At 64.3% G+C, this 20,704-nt stretch carries 18 protein-coding genes and 1 pseudogene; 7 read left to right on the top strand and 12 right to left on the bottom strand.

All coding sequences use genetic code 11. The features are described from left to right. Window positions 1-54: 54 nt before the first annotated feature. Both QQK95_RS05835 and QQK95_RS05830 read left to right on the top strand, forming a co-directional pair. A complete protein-coding gene (locus tag QQK95_RS05835; protein ID WP_409371659.1) occupies window positions 55-1,938 on the top strand; it encodes an ABC transporter ATP-binding protein in 1,884 nt (627 codons plus the stop codon). Continuing rightward, window positions 1,938-3,830, top strand: coding sequence for an ABC transporter ATP-binding protein (locus QQK95_RS05830; RefSeq protein ID WP_284269849.1), 1,893 nt, complete (start codon window positions 1,938-1,940; stop codon window positions 3,828-3,830). Before QQK95_RS05835 ends, QQK95_RS05830 begins: the two co-directional genes overlap by 1 nt. A 140-nt stretch (window positions 3,831-3,970) precedes the next feature. On the opposite strand, the gene QQK95_RS05825 is transcribed toward QQK95_RS05830, so the two are convergent. The 8 genes from QQK95_RS05825 to QQK95_RS05790 all read right to left on the bottom strand — a co-directional run bounded on the left by QQK95_RS05825 (window position 3,971) and on the right by QQK95_RS05790 (window position 12,268). Continuing rightward, window positions 3,971-4,753: an ABC transporter ATP-binding protein gene (locus QQK95_RS05825; RefSeq protein WP_284269848.1), complete on the bottom strand. Its 783-nt coding sequence runs from the start codon at window positions 4,751-4,753 to the stop codon at window positions 3,971-3,973. A gap of 10 nt (window positions 4,754-4,763) precedes the next feature. Beyond that, window positions 4,764-5,531, bottom strand: coding sequence for an ABC transporter permease (locus QQK95_RS05820; protein ID WP_284269847.1), 768 nt, complete (start codon window positions 5,529-5,531; stop codon window positions 4,764-4,766). 124 nt (window positions 5,532-5,655) lie between these two features. Further along, window positions 5,656-6,663 carry an ABC transporter substrate-binding protein gene (locus tag QQK95_RS05815; RefSeq protein WP_284270546.1) on the bottom strand — a complete coding sequence of 336 codons (1,008 nt, stop codon included), beginning with the start codon at window positions 6,661-6,663 and terminating at the stop codon, window positions 5,656-5,658. Window positions 6,664-6,878: 215 nt separating this feature from the next. Then, entirely contained in the window at window positions 6,879-8,177 is a 1,299-nt protein-coding gene (locus tag QQK95_RS05810; RefSeq protein WP_284269846.1) for a hypothetical protein, read from the bottom strand. Between the two features lie 107 nt (window positions 8,178-8,284). Beyond that, complete coding sequence (hutC, locus tag QQK95_RS05805) at window positions 8,285-9,016, bottom strand: histidine utilization repressor (RefSeq protein WP_284269845.1); 732 nt, start codon at window positions 9,014-9,016, stop codon at window positions 8,285-8,287. Between the two features lie 31 nt (window positions 9,017-9,047). Next, a complete protein-coding gene (locus QQK95_RS05800; RefSeq protein WP_284269844.1) occupies window positions 9,048-10,073 on the bottom strand; it encodes a zinc-dependent alcohol dehydrogenase in 1,026 nt (341 codons plus the stop codon). A 15-nt stretch (window positions 10,074-10,088) separates the two neighbouring features. Then, window positions 10,089-11,411, bottom strand: a complete 1,323-nt coding sequence (gene hisD, locus QQK95_RS05795; RefSeq protein WP_284269843.1) for a histidinol dehydrogenase — start codon at window positions 11,409-11,411, stop codon at window positions 10,089-10,091. 83 nt (window positions 11,412-11,494) lie between these two features. Then, window positions 11,495-12,268, bottom strand: coding sequence for an SDR family NAD(P)-dependent oxidoreductase (locus QQK95_RS05790; protein WP_284269842.1), 774 nt, complete (start codon window positions 12,266-12,268; stop codon window positions 11,495-11,497). 226 nt (window positions 12,269-12,494) lie between these two features. On the opposite strand from QQK95_RS05790, the pseudogene QQK95_RS05785 reads away from it, so the two are divergent. Next, a pseudogene (locus QQK95_RS05785) lies at window positions 12,495-13,597 on the top strand (histidinol-phosphate transaminase). A 164-nt stretch (window positions 13,598-13,761) separates the two neighbouring features. After that, entirely contained in the window at window positions 13,762-15,045 is a 1,284-nt protein-coding gene (locus QQK95_RS05780; RefSeq protein WP_284269841.1) for an NAD(P)/FAD-dependent oxidoreductase, read from the top strand. Between the two features lie 25 nt (window positions 15,046-15,070). On the opposite strand, the gene QQK95_RS05775 is transcribed toward QQK95_RS05780, so the two are convergent. Together QQK95_RS05775 and QQK95_RS05770 are read right to left on the bottom strand one after the other, a co-directional pair. Next, a complete protein-coding gene (locus tag QQK95_RS05775; protein ID WP_284269840.1) occupies window positions 15,071-15,877 on the bottom strand; it encodes an SDR family NAD(P)-dependent oxidoreductase in 807 nt (268 codons plus the stop codon). Continuing rightward, window positions 15,874-16,728, bottom strand: coding sequence for an NAD-dependent epimerase/dehydratase family protein (locus QQK95_RS05770; RefSeq protein WP_284269839.1), 855 nt, complete (start codon window positions 16,726-16,728; stop codon window positions 15,874-15,876). The genes QQK95_RS05775 and QQK95_RS05770 overlap by 4 nt, the downstream gene beginning before the upstream one ends. A gap of 235 nt (window positions 16,729-16,963) precedes the next feature. On the opposite strand from QQK95_RS05770, the gene QQK95_RS05765 reads away from it, so the two are divergent. The 3 genes from QQK95_RS05765 to QQK95_RS05755 are packed head-to-tail and all read left to right on the top strand — an operon-like array spanning window position 16,964 to window position 19,433. After that, on the top strand, window positions 16,964-17,608 hold the full coding sequence (locus tag QQK95_RS05765) for a cysteine hydrolase family protein (protein ID WP_284269838.1): 645 nt from the start codon (window positions 16,964-16,966) through the stop codon (window positions 17,606-17,608). A 46-nt stretch (window positions 17,609-17,654) separates the two neighbouring features. Continuing rightward, the gene (locus QQK95_RS05760) at window positions 17,655-18,200 is read left to right on the top strand and encodes a MarR family winged helix-turn-helix transcriptional regulator (RefSeq protein WP_284269837.1); all 546 of its coding nucleotides are present in this window, start codon (window positions 17,655-17,657) and stop codon (window positions 18,198-18,200) included. 39 nt (window positions 18,201-18,239) lie between these two features. Next, entirely contained in the window at window positions 18,240-19,433 is a 1,194-nt protein-coding gene (locus QQK95_RS05755; protein WP_284269836.1) for an amidohydrolase family protein, read from the top strand. 16 nt (window positions 19,434-19,449) lie between these two features. On the opposite strand, the gene QQK95_RS05750 is transcribed toward QQK95_RS05755, so the two are convergent. Together QQK95_RS05750 and QQK95_RS05745 are read right to left on the bottom strand one after the other, a co-directional pair. Next, entirely contained in the window at window positions 19,450-20,034 is a 585-nt protein-coding gene (locus tag QQK95_RS05750) for an amino acid synthesis family protein (protein WP_284269835.1), read from the bottom strand. After that, complete coding sequence (locus QQK95_RS05745) at window positions 20,031-20,615, bottom strand: amino acid synthesis family protein (protein WP_284269834.1); 585 nt, start codon at window positions 20,613-20,615, stop codon at window positions 20,031-20,033. The genes QQK95_RS05750 and QQK95_RS05745 overlap by 4 nt, the downstream gene beginning before the upstream one ends. Window positions 20,616-20,704 lie beyond the last annotated feature (89 nt).

Here is a 20,704-nt window from a genome sequence, read left to right as displayed (position 1 = left end):
GACACGCGTAACATCACGCCATCAGAACTGAGTCTGCTTCATGCGTCCGGGCTAATGTCCGGATTGGACTGGATATTTTCCTTGCCTACGGATGCAACCAGCGGCGCGGCGAAGCGCGGCAAATCGTTTGCCCATGTGGCGGAAGCCTCATGGGGCAAGGGCCTCAGCACCTTGCTGCGTATCGTGCGCATGACGCTGCGCCATCCCTGGCAGGTCGCCATCACCCTGGTCTCGACCTTCATCGCCGCGACGCTGCAGCTTTTCATCCCACGCCTGCTGGGACGCGCCATCGACCAGGCGCAAGGCGTGATGGCCGCCGGCGCCGGCGCCGCTGCCGAGCAGGCCCTTTGGCATACGGCACTGACCCTGCTCGTCGTCAGCATCCTGCGCGGTCTCTTCACCATGGCGCAGAACTACTATGGCGAGGCCGTCGGCCACCAGACCGGCTATGAATTGCGCCTGGCCTTCTACGAGAAAATCCAGCGACTGAGTTTTTCCTACCACGACAAGGTCCATACCGGCGATCTCATCACGCTCGGGCTGCTCGATCTCGATGGCGTGCGCATGTTCTTTTCCACCGGCATATTGCGCGTGGTGCTGCTCGGCGTGCTGATCGGCGTCGGCGCCTATCTCCTGATCAGCACCGATCTCATGCTTGGGCTGCTCAGTCTCAGCTTCGTGCCGTTCGTCGCCTGGCGCTCCTCGGTGACCCAGCTCAGATTGCGCAGCACCTGGCTGACGCTGCAGGAGCGGCTGTCGGTGCTGAGCCGGGTGATGGACGAGAATCTCGGCGGTATCCGTGTCGTGCGTGCCTTCGCGGCGCAGCGCCATGAACTCGCAAAATTCGACCGCGCCAAACAGGACGCGCTGGAGCTGGCCAATGAGCGCGTCGACATCCGCGTCTCCAACACCAGCGCCATGAACTTTTCCTTCCTGGCCGCCATGGGGCTGGTGCTGTGGTTCGGCGGCCAGAAAGTCATCGCCGGCCAGATCAGTGTCGGTACGCTGGCGCAGTTCCTCACCTTCATGACCATCCTGCAGATGCCGGTGCGCCAACTCGGCCTGATGGTCAATTCCTTCGCTCGCGCCTCGACCTGCGGCACGCGGCTGTTCGAACTGCTCGACGCCGAACTCGACATCGAGGATGCGCCCGAAGCGAAAGATCTCGTCATCACCGAAGGCGTGCTGCGCTTCGATGATGTCGGCTTCCGCTATGAGGGTTCGGGAGGCCGTCCGACCCTGTCCGGCATCTCCTTCGAGGCCAGGCCCGGCGAGACGGTCGGCATTGTCGGCCCGCCCGGCAGCGGCAAATCGACGATCGCGCACCTGATCCCGCGCTTCTACGACGTCACCTCGGGCGCGATCACCATCGATGGGCAGAATGTCCGTGAGGTGACGCTGCAATCGCTGCGCAAGGCGGTCGGCGTGGTGCAGCAGGACGCATTCCTGTTCACCACCTCGATCGAGAACAACATCGCCTATGGCAACCCCTGGGCGCGCGAGACGCGCATCGGGCAGGCTGCCGAGTATGCCCAGCTGCACAACTACATTATCGGGCTTCCGGCCGGCTACACCACGGTCGTCGGCGAGCGCGGCGCGTCGCTTTCCGGCGGCCAGCGCCAGCGCCTGACCATCGCGCGCAGCCTGATGCTGCGGCCATCGGTGCTGGTCTTCGACGATTCCACCGCGGCCATCGATGCCGGCACCGAGCAGCGCATCCGTGCGGCGATGAAGCGTTTCGCGAGGGATCGCGTCACGCTGATCATCTCGCACCGGCTGAGCTCGCTGATGCATGCCGACCAGATCCTGTTCGTCGAGGGCGGCCGCATCGTCGAGCGCGGCACGCATGAGGAGCTGCTGGCGCTGGGCGGACGCTACCGCGCGCTTTACGACCTGCAGCTGCGGCCGGACGACGACCGGCTCGAGGGAGCCGCATGATGTCGACGCAGGACGACGACGAGAAGGACGACAAGAGCGGGCGGCCGAGCAAGGCCGTCGTCGGCTCGCATCGCGACGAGGAAGAGGTTTTCGGCAAGGCCTACGATCCGCGCATCATCAGGCGCATCTGGAGCTTCGTCAGACCGTATCAGGGCCGGATCTTCATCTCGGTCGCGGCGGTGCTGGTGTTCACGCTGACGCAACTGGCGATCCCGCTGGTCATCCGCTACGCGATCGACCACGGTATGGCTCCAGGCCGGCTCGACCGCTCGGTGATGATCTCGGCGATCGTCACTTTCACCATGATCATCCTGATCAACTATGCCGCTAGTTATGTGCAGGAGAGCGTCGTCGGCAAGGTGGCGGAGAACGTGCTGTCCGACCTGCGCCGCGCCATGTTCAGCCATCTGCAGCGGGTCTCGCTCAGCTTCATGGACAAGACCGAGGTCGGCCGGCTGATGTCGCGCCTGCAGGGCGACGTCAATTCAATGCAGGAATTCCTCGAAACGTCAGTCATGTCGGTGGGTGATATCGTGCTTCTGTTCGGCATCGTGACCGTCCTTTTGTGGCTCGATTTCCGGCTCGGGCTGCTGACATTGTCGACCATGCCGATGCTGTTCATCGTGCGGCTGTTCTGGCTGCCGCGCGCCAAGGTTGCCTTCATGGCGGCGCACGAAACCAATTCCATCGCCAACGGGGCGCTCGCCGAAGGCATCCATGGCGTGCGCACCGTGCAGAGCCTGGAACGCCAGCACGTCAATTTCGACCTCTATGACGAGAAGGTGCTGGCCAACCTCAACGCTCATCTGCGGTCGGCTAGATATGCGCAGGTGATGGTGCCGATCGTCGACACGCTGACCGGCATCGCCATGGCGACCGTCATCGTCGTCGGTGGTTCGATGGTGCTGTCGCACAGCCTCGATGTCGGTGTCATGGTGGCGTTCCTGTTCTACATCCAGCGCTTCTTCGACCCGATCCGCTCGCTCACCATGCAGTACAGCGTCATGCAACGCGCCATGGCCTCGGGTCAGCGCATCTCCGAGGTGCTCGACGTGCCGGTGGATGTCAGCGACAAGGAGAATGCCGTGGCCCTGTCGCGCGATACCGACGGCTCGGTCGAGTTCAGGAGCGTCACCTTCGGCTACCGGCCGAACCAGCCGGTGCTGAAGAACATCTCCTTCCGCGTCAATCCGGGCGAGACCGTAGCACTTGTCGGCCCGACCGGGTCGGGCAAGTCGAGTTCAATGGCACTGGTGCACCGCTTCTACGACGTCTGGTCGGGTGAGGTCCTGGTCGGCGGCCATGACGTGCGCGACCTGACACAGGATTCGCTCGGCGACCAGGTGGCTATGGTGCTGCAGGAGCCGTTCCTGTTCTCCGGCACGGTGCTGGAGAACATCCGCTACCACAAGACATCAGCCAGCCGCGAGGAGGTGGTACGCGCGGCACAGGCGGTCGGCGCGCACGACTTCATCGAACAACTGTCCGATGGCTACGACACCGAGCTCGAGCAGCGCGGCGGCAATCTTTCGCTCGGCCAGCGTCAGCTGATCAGTTTTGCGCGGGCGCTGGTGGCCGACGCCAAGATCCTCGTGCTCGACGAGGCCACCGCCAGCATCGATTCCTACACCGAGATGCTGATCCAGAAGGCGCTCATCAAACTGCTGGAAGGCCGCACCGGCCTGGTCATCGCCCACCGGCTCGCCACCATACGCGGCGCCGACCGCATCATCGTGCTGCAGAATGGCGAAATCGTCGAAAGCGGCAACCACGAACAGCTGATGCAGAGGAAGGGCCTCTACGCCCGCCTCTACAACATGAACTACGCTTCGTTCGACGACATTTCCGAGGAAGAGGTGGGAATGGACGCCGCGCTCGGCAAAGCGACGTGAGCGGTCCGAACCGATCACCCTGCCCCTCCTGACGAAACCTATTTGCGAGCCCCCTGATGTGAGCAGGGACAGCCGGCCCGGATATTCCGGGACGGCTGCCTCGTCATTCCGCGCAATGCAGAGAGGGCCCCGCCCGGACGCTACGCCATTTCGGGACGTCTTGACGCCTCGCGGATCGCCTTGTGCACGCCGCGCTGCAAATCCATGAAGGCCGGGGTTTCCATCACCTCTTCACGGCGCGGCCGTTCGATGTCGACATTGAAGGTCTGCATGATGCGTCCCGGGCCGATGCCCATGACGACGATGCGGTCCGACAGATAGACCGCCTCCTCCACATCATGCGTGACGAAGAGAACGGTCAGCCTGTGCTCCTCCCAGATCTGGGTCAGCAGTTCCTGCATCTGGTGCCGGGTCAAGGCATCGAGCGCGCCGAACGGTTCATCCATCAGCAGCATCTTGGGGCGATAGGACAGCGCGCGCGCAATGGCGACGCGCTGCTTCATGCCGCCCGACAGTTCCGACGGATAGCGGTCGGCGCTTTGCGACAGCTTGACGAGGTCGAGATGCTCGAGCGCGATCTCGCGGCAGGCCGCGCGATCGTAGCCGGCGGCCTTGAGGGCGAACTCGATGTTCTGCCGCGCCGTCAGCCAGGGAAGCAGCGTGTAGGACTGGAAGACGACGCCACGGTCGAGACCCGGCTGCAGGATCGGCGCGCCATCGATGCTGAGATCGCCAGCATCGAAATCCTGCAGCCCGGCGACGATCGACAGCAGCGTGCTCTTGCCGCAGCCCGACGTGCCGACGAGCGAGACGAACTCGTTGTCGGCGAGATCGAAATTGATGTTGCGCAGCACTTGCGTGCGCCGCTCGCCCGTGCCGAAGCTCTTGTCGAGACCGGCGATGCGCAATTTGGGAACAGTCATCGGCGGTTCCTCATTGCGAATGGCCTTCCTGCCGGAACAGCACCTTTTCCAGGGCCTTCATGACCTGGTCGGTGATGAGACCGAGCACGCCGAGCAGCAGGATGTAGCCGATGATGGTGTTCGTCTGGAAATAGCGCTGCGACACGGTGATGCGATAGCCCAGGCCCGACGTCGCCGCGACGAGTTCGGCCAGCACCAGCCAGGTCCATGCCCAGCCGAGGCTGATGCGCAGCGTATCCCAGATGCCCGGCAGGGCGCTGGGCACGACGATGCGCGTCAGGATCTTGCGATCCGGCAGGCCGAGCGTGCGGCCAAGGCCGATGAAATCGGCGGGAACCCGTTTCACATTGTCCATGATCATCAGCACCTGCTGGAAGAAGGTGCCGATGAAGATGATCAGGAATTTCTGGGTATCGCCGGTACCGGCCCACAGGATGGAGAGCGGCACGAAAGCGACGACCGGCATGTAGCGGATGAAATCCACAAGCGGCTCGATACCAGCCTCCCAGGAGCGGAAACTGCCGATCAGCACGCCGATCGGGATCGACAGTGCCGAGGCTATGAGGAAGCCGATGGAAATGCGATACGCCGAGGCCGTGAGGTCCACCCACAGCGTGCCGTCAGTGGCGAGCTTGGCGATCTGGGTCGCAACGCTGCCGGGCGACGGCAGGAAGATGGGCTTTACCCATTCCAGCCCGGTCGCCGCCCACCAGGCAAGGCCAAGCCCGATAAAGACGGCCACCGCGATCATCAGGAAACGTGACCTCGCGATCGGCACGCCGATCCCTGAAGACCGGCGGCGCCTGGCCTGTTTCGTGACCGGCTTTGGCGCGGGGCGCGCCGGGCCGGTTTTCGCGGGAGGCTCCGCCGACATTTGCACTACCACCGCGATCCGGCCTCTGTCATTGCGCCGCCTTGACGAAGGACGGGTCGATCATCTGTTCCGGCGTCACGTCGGCCTGCAGCAGCTTGGCGTTCTTGGCGGCCGCTTCGACATCGGCGAAAGTCTTGGTGGTGAAATCGCCGGTGAGCGCCGTCTTGTTTTCGGCCAGCGAGTAATAGCGCACGCCGTCGAAAGCGGTGTTGAGGTCCTTGACGTCGGAGCCGACCGCCTTGGCGATGATGGCGCGGCCGCCGGGCGTGTCTGCGTTATAATCCTTGAGTGCTGCGTCCCAGCTCTTGATCATAGCCAGCACCTGGCCGGGCCGCGACTTGATCACCTCGTCGCGCACCACCAGCACGTCGCTGATCAGGCCGGGATCCTCGCCGGCGGTGAACAGCAGCTTGACGTCTTTGTTCTGCGCCATGGCGACAGTGAGGTAGGGCTCGTAGGTGACCGCGACCGGCACGCGGCCGGCGATCAACGCGCCGCCAGCATCGGAGGCAGGCATGGGAACCGGCTGAACGTCGGCGATCGACATGCCATTCTTGGCAAGCGCGTATTTGAGCAGGATGTCGCTGGTCGTGCCTTCCTCGAAAGCGACCTGCTTGCCCTTGAGGTCGGCGATGGAGGTGACGTCCTTGCCGGCGATGATGGCGTCGGCCGTCATCGAGACGTCGAGCAGCAGCACGATCTTCACCGGCAGGCCGGCGGCCACCATGCCCATCGCCGTGTGGGTCGCGATGTTGGCGGCATCGAGCTGGCCGCTGGCCAAAGCGGCGTTGATGTCCTTGTCCTCGGCGAAATTGACGATCTGGACGTCCGACAGGCCATTCGTCTTGAACAGGCCCTTGGCGTCGGCGACGTGCCACTGGCCGTAGCCAAGCCACGGTTCGATGCCGATCTTGAACGGTCCAGCCTCTGGCGTCGTGGGAATGGCCGCGTCGGCCGCGTGGGCCACTGGCGCGGCGGCGAGCCCGATTGCGGCGGCCATCATGAGCGCGCGAAATTGTCCTGCTAGGTTACGCATCATCTCTCGTTCCCCTTGATGATCAGACCGCTTTTTACCCAGGCATCCGGTCTGGTGAGACTGCGGGTTTCTGCTCTTGCGGCACTGTGCCTCGGCGTCTTGCCCACCACTTCATGGTGAAGTGCGGGGATATTTCAGCGTCAGCGGCAACGGATGTCAAGGCTAAAATACATACATGCATATACAAGTTGGCATCACTCAATTTCCCCCATGGATCAGGCGCATCCGCTCGCGCTTCCAGGATCGATCAAGTCGAGGAAATCGGTCACCCGATCGGCCCCGGCATCGGGCTCGCTGCCGACCATGACCGCGACTGAAAAGGCGATGAGGGAAGAGACCGGCGTGTGGCTGCGTGCGCCGGCCCGCAGGTTCATGACCAGGGTCGGCGACAGGAAAAGCCCTGAGCGCAGCACCGCCCGCCAATCCGCCGGCAGCATGCCGCGCCGCTTGAGCTCGAGCAACAGGGGTCGCCACAAAGCGGTTGCCTTAACCTCCAGCAGGTCGCGACGGACCGGGCTCAAATCCCAGTCCGTATCGACATGGAAGAGGTCCCCGTCCAGCCGCCCCTGCGCGCGAAAAGCCTCCGTCGCGATGGCCGGATCGTAGAGCCAGAACGGATGGGCGAAGATGTTGTGGAACGTCGCCTTGACCTCGGCCAGCAGCGTCGGGATGTGTGAGCCGGCAAAGGCGGGATCGAAGAAGGAGAGTTGCGCCCTCCCCGCTTCTTGCGTGTACCAGACATTGGCATTGTGGGCGTCGCCATGTGCGACCACGCCTCCGGCATCAGCCAGCCGGTCCGGCCGCAAGCGCGCCGCCGCGGCATCGAAAAGCTCGCCGATGCTGCTGATATACCGCTGGCCATTGATGACGAATTTCAGTCGGGAGAAACGATTCCAGTCGAGTTCCATACCGGGAAAGGCAAACGGCTTGCCGATATAGAAATCGGCCAGCCGGCCGCCCGGTGATAAACGCGTAGCGGCGTCGATCAACCGTTCATAAAACAGCCGGTGGATCGGCTCCGCCGAGACCTGCGCGAACGTCACCGGATGCAGCGTCTCCAGATAGACATCGAGCAGCCTGGCGGACAGATCGCGCTCGGCCAGAACCGCCTCGCGCCGCTTGCCGGCATCGTCCTCAGCATCCAGCGCGAACAGCACATCCGAGAATCTCGGATCCGTGCGGCGGCGATAGACAAGGATCTGCTCACCGGGCTGGGCGGACATATGGACGGGCTGGTCGACCGGCAGGCCCGCACGCGACAGGATCTCGGCCCGGTAGTATTCGCCGGTCATGCCTTCTTCGCGTTCCTCCTGGTGGAACTTGAAGAAATAGGCCTGGCCGTCGCTGTCGAAGAAGCCGTTCAACGAATTGAGGCTGTATTTGTCGACATTGATGCGGACATTGCTGGGGGTCATTGCGAACAGGTCGCCCAGCAAGGCGGCCAGCACGTGTTGCGCCTCGCCGACATCGTGCTGCGCGAGCGCGCGGATCCGCGCCGTGCGGCTCTGCATCATCGGTCGTCCCTTCCTGCCAATCCGTCCGCGAGGCGCGAAACAACTCTTATCAGTACATGTACATACATCTGCGTCGATGATTCCTTGATCTGCATTGGCTTTCGACGTCAGTTGGTCTTGGAGGGGGAATAGCGGCTGCCGAGCGAATAGCGGCTGCCGGCATAAGTCAGCTTGCTGATGGTGGCGACGATCGCGCCCGTCCATGTGCGGCGGTGCAGAAACAGGCAGCAGCTGCCGACATCGATGTTCAGATGCCGCGCCGTCTCGGCGTCGGCCGGGATGGCGGAGATGATGTGCTCGACCTCGGTCACCGGAGTTTTCTGCATGAGGTAGTCGTAGGTCGCCGTCTTTGAAAAATCCTGCTTGTCGTAGTCGGGGATCAGGCTCGGATTGACGAAGCGCTCTTCCAGCTGCACCGGCAGATCGTTCTCGAAATTGACGACGACCGAGTGATAGATCGAGACACGCTTTGGGAACTCGAACGACAAAGCGAGCTCCTTGGTCGGCATGATGGTTTCCAGCACGAGGACTTCGGAGCGATGCCTGTTGCCGCGCTCGACGATTTCGGCCGCGATGTTGTTGATCTCGATCAGCGTCGATTGCGGCCGGGGCGGCGCAATGAAGGTGCCGACACCTTGCAGCCGGATCAGGAAGCCCGCGGCAGTCAGTTCCCGCAAGGCCCGGTGGACAGTCATGCGAGAGACACCCAGCGAAACCACCAATTCGTTCTCGGACGGCAGCTTGCGATCCTTGCCCCACCGGCCCGTTCCGATGTTTGTCAGGATGTAGTCCTTCACCTTCTCGTAAAGGGGGCTCGCCGTATCGGGCAAATCGATCATGTCAAAATCCTTTCCGGCAATTTATCGGAAGTCACGCCGGCTCAACAGGTTGCCGCATGCGGATGATTGTTTTCAAGCCGTCGCTTTGCCCCGCCAACAGCCGCTCATAGGCGGATGGAATGTCGTCGAGGCCAATCTCACGATCGATCAGGGCCAGCAACGGTTCGCTCAATTCACCCAGCATCCGCACGGCGTCGGGCAACTCGTCGGCGAAGGCATGGCAGCCCAGCAGTGTGATCTCGCGTTCGACAAGAAGGTTGGGGTCGATGTCGAGACGGCCATGGAAGATGCCGACCATCGCCACCGCGCTGCCGGAATCGACAACGCCGAGCAACTGAGTGAATGCCGCGATGCTGCCGGTCGCCTCGACAGCGGCCAGCAAAGGGGCGTTGCCGGTCGCGGCGGCAATGGCATCGCGGTCGAGGTCGACGATTGTTGCACCGGTCACCCGCGCCACGCGGGCACAGCGCGCCTGGTTGCGGTCGGCGACAAGCACGGCGCCAGGGAAATTCCGGGAGAGCAGCAGCGCGGCGAGACCGCCGATCGGCCCGCAGCCGACGACAAGCACCGAGCCCGCCGCCTTGGGCAGACGCCGCACTGCGTGCAGCGCAACGCTGAGCGGCTCGGCCATCGCCGCGACCCGCTCGTCCAGCGCCGCGTCGACGACATGCAGCAGCCGCGCGGGTAACACCGCCTGTTCGGCGAAGCCGCCGTCGCAGACTTCGCCGACGAAGCCCAGTGAAGCGCAAAGATGACGCCTGCCGGCACGGCATTGCGCGCATTCCCCGCACCAGAAGCGGGAATCGGCAACCACCCTGTCGCCGACGACGACGGTGTCGACGCCTTCGCCGAGCGCGGTCACCGTACCGGTCAGCTCGTGGCCGGCCGTCGAGGGCGACCGGCTTATCCATTGGCCGGTGCGGAAATTGTGCAGGTCCGAACCGCAGATGCCGGCGGCATCGACCCTGAGCTTCACCCAGCCGGCATCCGGGATGCCTGGCGGGGCAATGTCCTCCACCCGCAGATCGCCGGGTCCATAAAGCCGTGCCGCCTTCATCGCCATCATCTCCGTTCAGCCGGCGAGGTAGCGGTCGCGGATCTCCGAGACCGCGTTTTCGTGCGAACTGAAGCCTTCGTAGCGGGCGAGCCTGCGGGCATGCATCGCCAGTTCCGGATAGGCGGCCGAAGTGACATAGCCGACCGACGAGCGCTTGACGAAATCCGTCACCGAAAGCGGCCCGTAGGTCCGCGCCCAGCGGCTGGTCGGCAGCACGGCATTGGGCCCAAGGACGAAGTTGGCAAGTGTCACCGGCGTATGCGGGCCCATCAGGATTTCGGCCGCCTCGGTGATGTGTCCTAGATGCGCGAATGGCTCCTTCGACAGGATTTCCAGATGTTCGGGTGCATAGTCGTTGATGAAGCGGTAGCTGTCTTCCAGCGACGCGGTGAGCACGATGCCGCCGCGCTTGCCGGTCAGCACCGCGCGCGAGAACTCCACGCGCTGTTCGGTCATCCGCGACCAGTGTTGCGGGAGTGCAGCGAGCGCAGCCTCGGCGACCTTGCGGCTGTGCGTGACCAGATAGGCCGAGGAATCCGGCCCGTGTTCGGCTTCGATCAAAAGATCGAGCGCGGCAAGGCCGCCGTCGACGCTGTCATCGGCAAAGATGATGGCTTCCGACGGGCCGGCCGGAAGTCCTGTGTTGATGACCGAGGACAGGACGCTCTTCGCCGCCACCACCCATGGGCTGCCCGGGCCGACAATCTTGAGCGCGGGCTTCACCGTCTCGGTGCCGTAGGCAACGGCGGCTACGGCATGGGCGCCGCCGCATTTGTAGACGGTGTGCACGCCGGCGAGGCGAGCGGCGACAAGGGTCGCCGCATCCACCGAGCCGTCCGATGTCGCTGGCGTCACGATGGCGATCTGCGGCACGCCGGCAATGACGGCCGGAACCGACGTCATCATCGTCACTGACGGAAAGGCGCCCTTGCCGCGCGGGACATAAAGCGCGACCGAGGCGATCGGCGTATAGCGGTCTCCGGCATAGGCGCCCGGCCGGACTTCCTTCAGCCACATCGTTTCCGGCTTCTGCTCTTCATGGAAACGCCTGATGTTGTCGATGCCGAAGCCGATGCTTTCCACGACCTCCTTCTCGACCTTATCGAAGGCAGCGTCGAACTCGGCTTCCGAGACCTGCAGTCCGCCTTCGGCCACATCGGCCTTGTCGAGTTCCCTGGCGAAGCGGATCAGCGCGGCATCACCCTCGTCCTTGACGGCCTGGATAATCGGGCGGACCTTTTCGACGAAGGTCGACAGATCGGCCTCGGCGCGTTTCAGCAGGCTGGCCCGCTGGGTGGCATCGAGTGACGACAGATCGTGGAAGCTGATGTCGGACATGGGTATTCCTCTTTGTTGGAACGCAACGTGCCGGCCGGTTACGTTGCACAAGACGTTGATTTCGAACCTTGTGGGGCGTTGCCTCAAATCGATGCCAGGAAGCCGCCATCCACAGGAATGGACTGGCCGGTGATGTAGGCCGCCGCGTCCGAGGCAAGGAACACGGCAACGCCGTGCAGGTCGCCGAGATCACCGAAACGGTGCTGCGGGATCTTGGCGAGCATGGACTGCTGCCATGCCTCGTTGCTGTAGAACACATCGGTCATCGCCGTCCGGAAGTAACCGGGGGCGATGGCGTTGACCCGGATGCCGAGACCCGCCCACTCCGCCGCCAGCGCCCTAGTCATGCCGAGCAGGCCCGACTTCGACGAGCCATAGGGCACCGCGGTGGGAATGCCGACTTCTGAAGTTAGCGAACAGAGATTGATGATGGCGCCGCCGTGCCCGGCGTCGCGCATCTGCCGCGCCGCGGCCTGGGCGCAGAAGAACGCTCCCTTGAGATTGGTGTCGACGATCCGGTCCCACAGCGCCTCGTCGACGTCGAGCGAGGGCCTGACCTCCTCCATCCCGGCATTGTTGACGAGGATGTCGAGACCGCCAAGCAGGCCGGCGGCCTCGGCGGTGGCCGTCCGGCAGCGGCCGACATCGGTGACGTCGAGAGCGACGGCATGCGTCACACCGCCGGCCGCACGGATCGCCGCTGTCGTCTCCTCGAGGGAGGCCAGGCTGCGCGCGGTGACCGCGACGTCGGCACCGGCGGCGCTCAGAGCCTCGGCGATGCTTCGGCCGATGCCGCGGCTGGCGCCGGTGACCAGTGCCTTCCTGCCGGCAAGATCGAACAGAGAAGCATTGCGCATGTGATCCTCCTTGCCGGTGTCGGCTTCCGCTTGCATGGCAAGACTATCAGATCAAGTTACATATACAAGCATATACAAACCATTTCGGCTACGCTACTCCTGACAAATTCGCCGCACCTGCGCCCCCGTCGGTGACCTCGCTCGCCCCGGGACGATGCCGCGAAACCTGGTGTTTGAGAACCGATCGATGACGGGAGTCCGTCGGTCGGCCGCAGAGGAGCCGCTCGTGTCGAAAGCCGCAAATATGGTCCGAGCCGAAGTCTCGCGCCTGTCGCCTTACAATTCCGGACTGACCATCGCCGAGGTCGTGCAGCGATATGCTCCGGTCCGGATCGCAAAGCTGGGCTCGAATGAAAGCCCGCTTGGCCCGAGCCCGACGCTCGCCACGATGATGCAGGCCGGCGCCGAGATGTTCCGGCTCTATCCGGATCCGGCCGGGCGCGCACTGCGCCAGGCCATCGCCGCCAGATATGAATTCGGTGAGGACCAAATCATCCTCGGCAATGGCTCGGAAGATCTTCTCTCCGTCATCAGCCGTGCAGTGTGCGGCCTGGCGATACCGTCGCCACGCTCTATCCCTCGTTCCCCTTGCACGAGGATTACGCGACGCTGATGGGCGCGAGCGTCACTCGTGTGATCGTCAACAGCGACCTCACCATCAATGTGGATGCGCTGATCGAGGCGGTGCGCGAGCGGCCCCGCATGCTGCTGTTCTCCAACCCGATGAACCCGGTCGGCGGCTGGCTCTCTGCCGGCGATCTGTCGAGAGTGCTGGATGCCACTGGCGACGAGACGCTGATTGTCGTCGACGAAGCCTATGCCGAATATGCCGAGGGCGAGGACTACGCCTCGTCCCTGCCTTTCCTGAGCAAGCGCGACCAACCCTGGATCGTGCTGCGGACATTTTCCAAGGCGTTCGGGCTCGCCGGTTTGCGGATCGGCTTCGGCATCGTCGGCGACCCGGAATTGCGCGCGCTGCTCGACAGGGTGCGCACGCCCTTCAACGCCAACGGCATGGCGCAGGCCGCCGCGCTGGCGGCACTCGCGGACGAGGAACACCTCGCCAAGGTCGTGGCCCTGGCCAAGGCGGAGAGAACGCGTGTCGAGAGTTCCCTCCGCAGCAAGGGCCTCGACGTGGCCCCATCCCGTGGCAACTTCCTGTTCTTCAACTGCCGGCACAATGCCTCGGCCTTCGCCGAGGGCCTGCTACGCGACGGCGTCATCGTCAAACCCTGGAAGCAGGAAGGTTTTGACACCTACATACGTGTCAGCATCGGCTCGCCAGCGGAGAACGACCACTTCATGGCGGCGCTGTCGCAGCTGTTGTGATTTCCTGAAAGCCATGCTGAATTGCCGCGCGCGCCAGGCATGATCTTCGAGGGTCTGCCGTTCCCTCATGGAGTTTCCCGCAGGTGGTACATCGTCTTTCGTCCAATGCTTCCACCCAGCCTCTCTGACCTGCGTCCCTTCCGGTCCCTTTGACGATGTCCAATATGCTCGAAAGCAGCCCGCCCCGGAGTCTCTACCGCGAAACGGCCGACGACACGGACAAATACCCCGCTCTTGCCGGCGCGCAGCGGGCAAGAGTCGCCATTGTCGGCGGCGGCTTCACCGGTCTTTCCACCGCCTTGCATCTGGCGGAAGCCGGAGACGACGTCGCCGTGATCGAGGCCCAGCAGCCGGGCTGGGGCGCTTCGGGCAGGAATGGCGGCCAGGTCAATCCCGGTCTCAAATACGATCCCGACACGATCGAGGCGATGTTCGGCCCCGAGCTTGGACCGCGGATGATCGATTTTTCCTATGGCGCGCCGGATTTCACCTTCGGCCTCATCAAGCGCCTGTCGGTCTCCTGCGATGCCCGGCAGAACGGCACGATCCGCGCGGCGATCCGGCCGAAGCCGGAAGCCGCGGTGCGGACCACCGCCGCGCAATGCGAGCGGCGGGGCATGCCGGTCAGCATGCTGGACCCACAGGCGATGGCGGCGCGAACCGGAACCGACCGCTATATATCCGGCATGTTCGACGCCCGCGGCGGTGACCTCCACCCCTTGAAATACACGATCGGCCTGGCAGCCGCCGCGCGAAACGCCGGCGCGCGGATTTTCGGCGGCAGCGAAGTGCTCTCGCTGAAGCGGGAAGCCGGACGATGGATCCTCACAACCGCCAACGGCTCTGTCAGCGCCGAGAAGGTGCTTGTCGCGACCAACGGTTATACCGGAGCCCTGTGGCCTGATCTGGAGCAGTCACTGGTTCCGGTGTTCAGCGCGATCGCGGCGACCGAACCGGTTGCGCCGGCGGTCGCGGCCGCAATTCTCCCTGAAAGACCGGTCGTCTACGAAGCCGGCAACATCACCGTGTACTACCGCATCGACGCCCAGAACCGCCTGCTCATGGGCGGCCGGGGACCGATGAAACCGATCGACGATGCTTCCGCCATCCGCTACCTCACCGACTACGCGCTGCGGCTGTGGCCAGCACTTGCCGGAACACGCTGGACACATGGCTGGAACGGCCGGGTTGCGATCACCAAGGACCATCTTCTGCACATTCATGAGCCGGAGGACGGCGTGCTGATCTGCCTTGGCTACAACGGCCGTGGCATCGCCATGGCCTCGGCGATGGGCGCCGTCCTGGCGCAACGCCTACGAGGCGGCGAGACGTCGCCGTTTCCCATGCCGATATCGCCGGTCAAGCCAATCCGGTTTCACCGCTTCTGGCCGCTCGGGGTGAAGGCCGCGATCCTGTCGGGGCGGTTGAAGGATCGCTTCGGCCTCTGACACGAAGGGCTCGCACGCCTGTCCTCTACCGATATTTTGGAAACGCGTTGCCGGCCGGCGCGTTGGCCCAACTCTGCAAGGTCTGGCCGCCGTCGATCAACCAGTCGACGCCGGTGACGTGCCTTGCCTCGTCCGAGGCGAGGAAAGCCACGGCGGCCGCGACATCCTCCGGCTGGCCGATGCGGCGTAACGGGATGCGGTCGGCGAAATGCTGGGCGCTGCTCTTGAAATCGCCGTCGCCGGAGGCCGGCACGCCGAGCGTCGTCTCGATCACGCCCGGGCAGATGGCATTGACGCGGATGCCGTAGGGCGCGGCGTCGAGTGCCGCCACCCGCGTCAGCCCGACGACGCCATGTTTGGAGGCGACATAGCCGGCGCCGCCGGAAAGCACGTCCCAGCCGGCCATGGATGATCCCATATTGACGATAGAGCCGCCGGTCCCGGCCTTGATCATCGCCCGAAGCGAGGCTTGCAAGACGAGGAAGATGCCGCGCAGATTGATGCGGATGATGGTGTCCCAATCCGCGACTGGTAGCTCGTGCACGGGGGCGACGACGCCGGAAATGCCGGCATTGTTGAACACCACATCCAGCCCGCCGAATGTCTCCACGGTGGTTTCGACGGCCCCGCGCACATGCGCCTCGTCGGTGACGTCGGCCTCGATGGCGATGGTGTTGTCGCCGAGAGAGCGGGCCAGCTCGCGCGCAGACGCGCCATTGCGGTCGACAATGGCGACCCGCGCGCCTTCGTCGAGGAAACGCCGGACCGCGGCACTGCCAATGGCGCCGGCGGCGCCGGTGACAAGGACCTTCTTCTGGTCGAACCGCTTCATCCATTGGTCTCCGGCTTTGGGTAGGAACGCCATGAATGCTCCGGCGCGAAGCCAATCGTTTCGCGCGCATGGGCCGTATCGAGTACGGAGCCGAAACCGGCGATCGGCCGCGACAGGGCGACGCCCGGATAGACGCGGCGCACGAGCGCTTCGGTCTCTTCCTCCATGAAGGTGTCGGCAGCGCCGAGCAGGACGCGCAGATGACCTTCGCCCTGCCATTCCAATGCCCGCAGAAAGCCCTGCCCGGCGTCGCGCGCGTCGAGATAGGCCCACAGGTCGCGGGCGCTCTCGGCGGTGGCGCGGCGCGGACCGACGCCGGCGAAGAAGGATTGCGGGGTCTGGATCCATGGCATGCGGATGCTGACCGCCGAGAAGGCGCCGCGCCGCACCGCCGCGTCGACGATTTCCTCGCCCAGCCATTTCGACAGGCCGTACGGGTCCTGCGCGCCGACCGGGTGGTTCATGTCGACCGGCAGATAGGGCGGAATGACCGTCTTCTCGAAGAAGGGATAGCCGAAGACGCTGAAGGACGAGGCATAGACGAAGCGCCCGATACCGGCCATGGCGGCGGCCTCGACGACATTGTAGGCGGTCGCGACATTGGTCCTGAACACCTCGCCGCCGGCCCGCCCGGTCGGACGCGGAATGGCCGCGACATGCACGACGGCATCGCAATCGCGCACCAGCTGCAGGGTCGATCCCAGATCCGTCAGGTCGGCGGTTGCGTGACGCCATCTGCCCCCGACAGGCGCGACGGTATCGATGCCCAGCACATCATGGCCGGCGGCAAGCAGGGCCTCGGCGACGTGGCAGCCAAGCAGGCCGCTTGCTCCGGTCACGATCGTCCGCATATCACGGCCCTCGGCGCGACAAACACGACGGCTTGATTATCATTGATGGTCATACAAATCGAGCACATGATTACTATCCCCTGTCAAGGCCATATCGCGCTGGACAAATAGCGCATACGCTTGTCGCAGCGGCGTGCGCAAGGCCGTGGCCACAGCTTTGCGTCGAACGGGATTGACTTGGCATCCGCCAGGGTTTTTTGTATGAGTATCAACGATCGACCAAAGGAGTCCCGCCATGGCCGTGGACGTTTTTTCCTCACATCGGCACGATGACGCGATGCGCCTTGATCCGAAGCGCGCGGCCATTATCGTCATCGACATGGTCAACGAGTTCTGCAAACCGGGCGGGGCCATGGTCCTGCCTGGATACGAGACGCTGGTCGGGCCGCAACTGACCGTTATAGAGGCCGCCCGCGCGAGCGGCGTGCCGGTGATCTGGGTTCACGATGCGCACCGGCCGGGCATGCGCCGCGAGCGCGAATGGGTGAAGCGCACGCCGCATTGCCTGGAAGGCAGCTGGGGACCGGAAATCATTGAGGATCTCGGCGCCCGCGATGACGAGATCCATGTCATCAAGCGGCGCTACTCGGCCTTCTTCCAGACCGACCTCGACCTGACGCTCAAGGACATGCAGATCGACCAATTGGTCATCTTCGGCGTGGTCACCAACATCTGCGTGCGATCGACCGTCCACGACGCATTTTTCCAGGGCTATGAGGTGGTCGTGCCGAGCGATTGCTGCGCGGCGACCGGACCGCGCGAGCAGGAAAGCTCGCTCTACGACATAGCGACGCATTTCGGCGTGGTCAGCGATTCCGCTGATGTCGTCGCGGCGCTGCGCGATGGGACGTCGCTGCAACCGATCGAAGTCGCGGCTTGAACCATCCAAGGCCGGCGGCATCCGACACAGGCAACAGGAGTCCGGTTTGACGACCGAAAAGAAATCCAAGAAAAGCACGACAGCGAAGCCGCGCGGCAATGCGGAACCGCTGACCCGCGAGCAGGTGCTGGACCGATACGCCGAGACCGGATACGCGTTGGACCTTCACCCGGCGCACATCATCCGCAAGGCGCACCAGCGCGCGACGCTGCGTTTCCAGCAGGTCATGGCCGGCGAGGACCTGTCGCCGACCCAGTTCGCGGCCCTTGCCACGATCCTCAAGCATGGCGAGGTCTCGCAGAACCATCTTGGCCGGCTGACGGCGATGGATCCGTCGACCATCAGCATCGTCATGCGCAAATTGCTCAAGCACGGGCTGATCACGCGCAGCGCTTCCGACACCGACCAGCGCCTGTCGATGATCGCGCTGACCGAAAAAGGCACCGAATACACGCTTGAGCGGCTCGCACGCAGCGTCGAGGTCGGGCGGCGCTTCCTGTCGCCGCTGTCACCCGCCGAGCAGACGACGCTGCTGCGCCTGCTCAAGCGCATCAATGACGACGATCCATCGAATGGCGACGGCAGCAAGTAAGCCGCGCCCAGACCTTCCGACCAGCAGAAATGAGAAGCAATGTCGTCCGACCCCAAGTCGTCTGCCAACACGCTCGTCGTCCGCAATATCGGCCTCCTGCTGAGCGGTGACCTCGGCAAGCCGATCCTGGATGCCGATACCATCGTCGTGACCGACGGGCGCATATCAGGCCTTGGCAAGGCAGGCGACGTCGACGCCGGCAATGAGGCAACGATCATCGATGCGATGGGCTGCGCGGTGGCGCCGGGGCTGATCGACAACCATGTTCATCCGGTGGCCGGCGACTGGACGCCGCGGCAGAACCAGATCGGCTGGATGGATTCGACCGTCCACGGCGGCGTCACGTCAATCATTTCGGCTGGAGAGGTTCACACGCCGGGCCGGCCGCGCGACCTGGTCGGGCTGAAGGCGCTGGCGATCGCGGCGCAGCGGACCTTCTCCAACTTCCGCCCCAACGGCATGAAGATCCTGGCCGGCGCCCCCATCCTGGAACATGGCCTGGTCGAGGATGACTTCCGATACCTCGCCGAAGCCGGCGTGACACTTGTCGGCGAAGTCGGGCTTGGCGGCGTCAAGGACGGCCCGACCGGCCGGCAGATGATCGCCTGGGCGCGCAAATACGGCATGACCTCGATGACCCATACGGGTGGTCCCTCACTGCCCGGCTCAGGCCGCATCGGCGCCGATGTGGTGCTGGAGGTCGACGCCGACATCGTCGCCCACGTCAATGGCGGACCGACCGCACTTCCCGAAGCCGAAATCCGGCAGATCTGCGAGAACGGTTCGCGCGCGCTTGAAATCGTCCACAACGGCAATCTGCGTACCGGACTGTTCGTGCTCGACATGGCAAGGCAGCGCGGCGAACTTTCACGCGTCATCCTCGGCACCGACAGCCCGGCCGGGTCCGGCGTGCAGCCGCTCGGCATCCTGAGAACCCTGACGATGCTGGCTTCAGTAGGCGGCATTGCGCCGGAAGTGGCGTTCTGTCTTGCCAGCGGCAACACGGCGCGCGTGCGCGGGCTGGCCGACCGCGGCATTATCGAGATTGGCCGTGCCGCCGACCTGATCTTCATCGATCAGGCGATCGGAGGCGCCGGTGACGGGCTGCTCGATAGTGTCTCGCTCGGCAATTTGCCGGGCATCGGCATGGTCGTCATCGACGGCGAGGTGCGGACCGGCCGGAGCCGCAACACCCCGCCGGCGATGCGGGTGCCGGAAGTCAGGGCTGCGTAGCACGCCTTCGCAGGCATCAGCTCACACCGTCAACCCCGACGATCTTGTCCTTGGTCAGCCCGCCGACGCGGGGGTGCGGCCTGCCGGAATCGGTGACGGCGATGGCGACGACGATCTCGTCGGCACGCGGGGCGTCGGGGACACGGACCTCCATGCCGTCGAAATGACTGCGCACCTTCGCCGCGTCCTTGTGACCGAGCGGAATGTCGAGCGGCACGCCGAGGCCGCCGCGCTTCTTCGACGAAGGAATGAGCGCGGCGCCCTTGCCCAGCACATCGCGGAACGGTGCGCCAAGCTTTGGATGCAGGATGGCGGCGGCATGTTCAAGCTCGCCGTCGGCGCCGACCGCGGCTGCCTTGCCGAAGCTCTCGACCTGATCGCCGGCGATGCCGAGGGCAGCCACCGCCCGCCTGGGCAAGATGTCGCCCAGGGCTTCGCCGATATCGACGAGCCCCGACAGATCCTCGACAAACGTGCCGGCATAGGGATTGCGGATCACCGCGATCGCCGCTGCACGCCGCGTCGGCGGGTCGACGGGGCGGCCGCCTTCGATCCGGGTTTCCTCGACGATGGTGATGATGCGGCGGATTTCCGGGTTCATCGCAATCCGTCCTCGCCCTTGATGTCGGCCGCCGCCAGACCGCCGACCCGTGCATGAACGCGCGAGCCCGTCGTCATCGCCAGGATGACCGCCATTTCGTCGCTGCGCGGCGCATCGCCAACGCCGATCTCGATCGCGTCGAAATGGCTGCGCACATAAGAGGCATTGATATGGGTGATCGGTATGTCGATGCGCGTTCCGGGAGCGCCGACCTTCTTGGTCGAGGGTACGATGGCCCTGGCGTTGCCGAGCAGTTCGCGCATCGCGTAGCCGCCCGGATTGTGCCACAGCGCGCCATGTTCAAGCTCGCCGGCGGCGCCGACGATGGCGCCCTTGCCATAGCCTTCGACAGCGGCGACGCCGTCGCCCATCGCATCGATCAGGCGTCGCGCCAATTCAAGGCCGAGCGGCTTCAGATCCTCCATGAAGCCGGTGATCTCTTCGACGTAGCGTCCGGCAAAGGGGTTGGTGATGACGGCGACGATCGCGCCGCGCTTGGGCGGGCGTGCCGCGGGGGGACCACCCTCATGGAATATCTCCTCGACCTGGACCAGAAATTTCCTGACCACCACAGCTGGCATTGCGCGTATCCTTCGCCCCGTCATTCATGAAAACTCGTTAGAGTATCAACAATTATGCATCGCTGATATTTGTCAAGCGCATTGGTGGT

It is taken from the genome of Mesorhizobium huakuii (genome assembly GCF_030160235.1).
Taxonomy (GTDB): Bacteria; Pseudomonadota; Alphaproteobacteria; order Rhizobiales; family Rhizobiaceae; genus Mesorhizobium; species Mesorhizobium huakuii.
This window is presented reverse-complemented; position numbering and strand designations above follow the sequence as displayed.

What these genes read in the sequence shown, in the direction of transcription:
- QQK95_RS05835 (WP_409371659.1), top strand. Translation starts at nt 55, where the DNA reads ATGTCCGGATTGGACTGGATATTTTCCTTGCCTACGGATGCAACCAGC.
- QQK95_RS05765 (WP_284269838.1), top strand. Translation starts at nt 16,964, where the DNA reads ATGGCCGTGGACGTTTTTTCCTCACATCGGCACGATGACGCGATGCGC.
- QQK95_RS05825 (WP_284269848.1), bottom strand. Translation starts at nt 4,753, where the DNA reads ATGACTGTTCCCAAATTGCGCATCGCCGGTCTCGACAAGAGCTTCGGC.
- hisD (WP_284269843.1), bottom strand. Translation starts at nt 11,411, where the DNA reads ATGTCCGACATCAGCTTCCACGATCTGTCGTCACTCGATGCCACCCAG.
- QQK95_RS05750 (WP_284269835.1), bottom strand. Translation starts at nt 20,034, where the DNA reads ATGAACCCGGAAATCCGCCGCATCATCACCATCGTCGAGGAAACCCGG.
- QQK95_RS05780 (WP_284269841.1), top strand. Translation starts at nt 13,762, where the DNA reads ATGCTCGAAAGCAGCCCGCCCCGGAGTCTCTACCGCGAAACGGCCGAC.
- QQK95_RS05810 (WP_284269846.1), bottom strand. Translation starts at nt 8,177, where the DNA reads ATGATGCAGAGCCGCACGGCGCGGATCCGCGCGCTCGCGCAGCACGAT.
- QQK95_RS05790 (WP_284269842.1), bottom strand. Translation starts at nt 12,268, where the DNA reads ATGCGCAATGCTTCTCTGTTCGATCTTGCCGGCAGGAAGGCACTGGTC.
- QQK95_RS05770 (WP_284269839.1), bottom strand. Translation starts at nt 16,728, where the DNA reads ATGCGGACGATCGTGACCGGAGCAAGCGGCCTGCTTGGCTGCCACGTC.
- QQK95_RS05755 (WP_284269836.1), top strand. Translation starts at nt 18,240, where the DNA reads ATGTCGTCCGACCCCAAGTCGTCTGCCAACACGCTCGTCGTCCGCAAT.
- hutC (WP_284269845.1), bottom strand. Translation starts at nt 9,016, where the DNA reads ATGATCGATTTGCCCGATACGGCGAGCCCCCTTTACGAGAAGGTGAAG.
- QQK95_RS05815 (WP_284270546.1), bottom strand. Translation starts at nt 6,663, where the DNA reads ATGCGTAACCTAGCAGGACAATTTCGCGCGCTCATGATGGCCGCCGCA.
- QQK95_RS05775 (WP_284269840.1), bottom strand. Translation starts at nt 15,877, where the DNA reads ATGAAGCGGTTCGACCAGAAGAAGGTCCTTGTCACCGGCGCCGCCGGC.
- QQK95_RS05745 (WP_284269834.1), bottom strand. Translation starts at nt 20,615, where the DNA reads ATGCCAGCTGTGGTGGTCAGGAAATTTCTGGTCCAGGTCGAGGAGATA.
- QQK95_RS05830 (WP_284269849.1), top strand. Translation starts at nt 1,938, where the DNA reads ATGTCGACGCAGGACGACGACGAGAAGGACGACAAGAGCGGGCGGCCG.
- QQK95_RS05800 (WP_284269844.1), bottom strand. Translation starts at nt 10,073, where the DNA reads ATGAAGGCGGCACGGCTTTATGGACCCGGCGATCTGCGGGTGGAGGAC.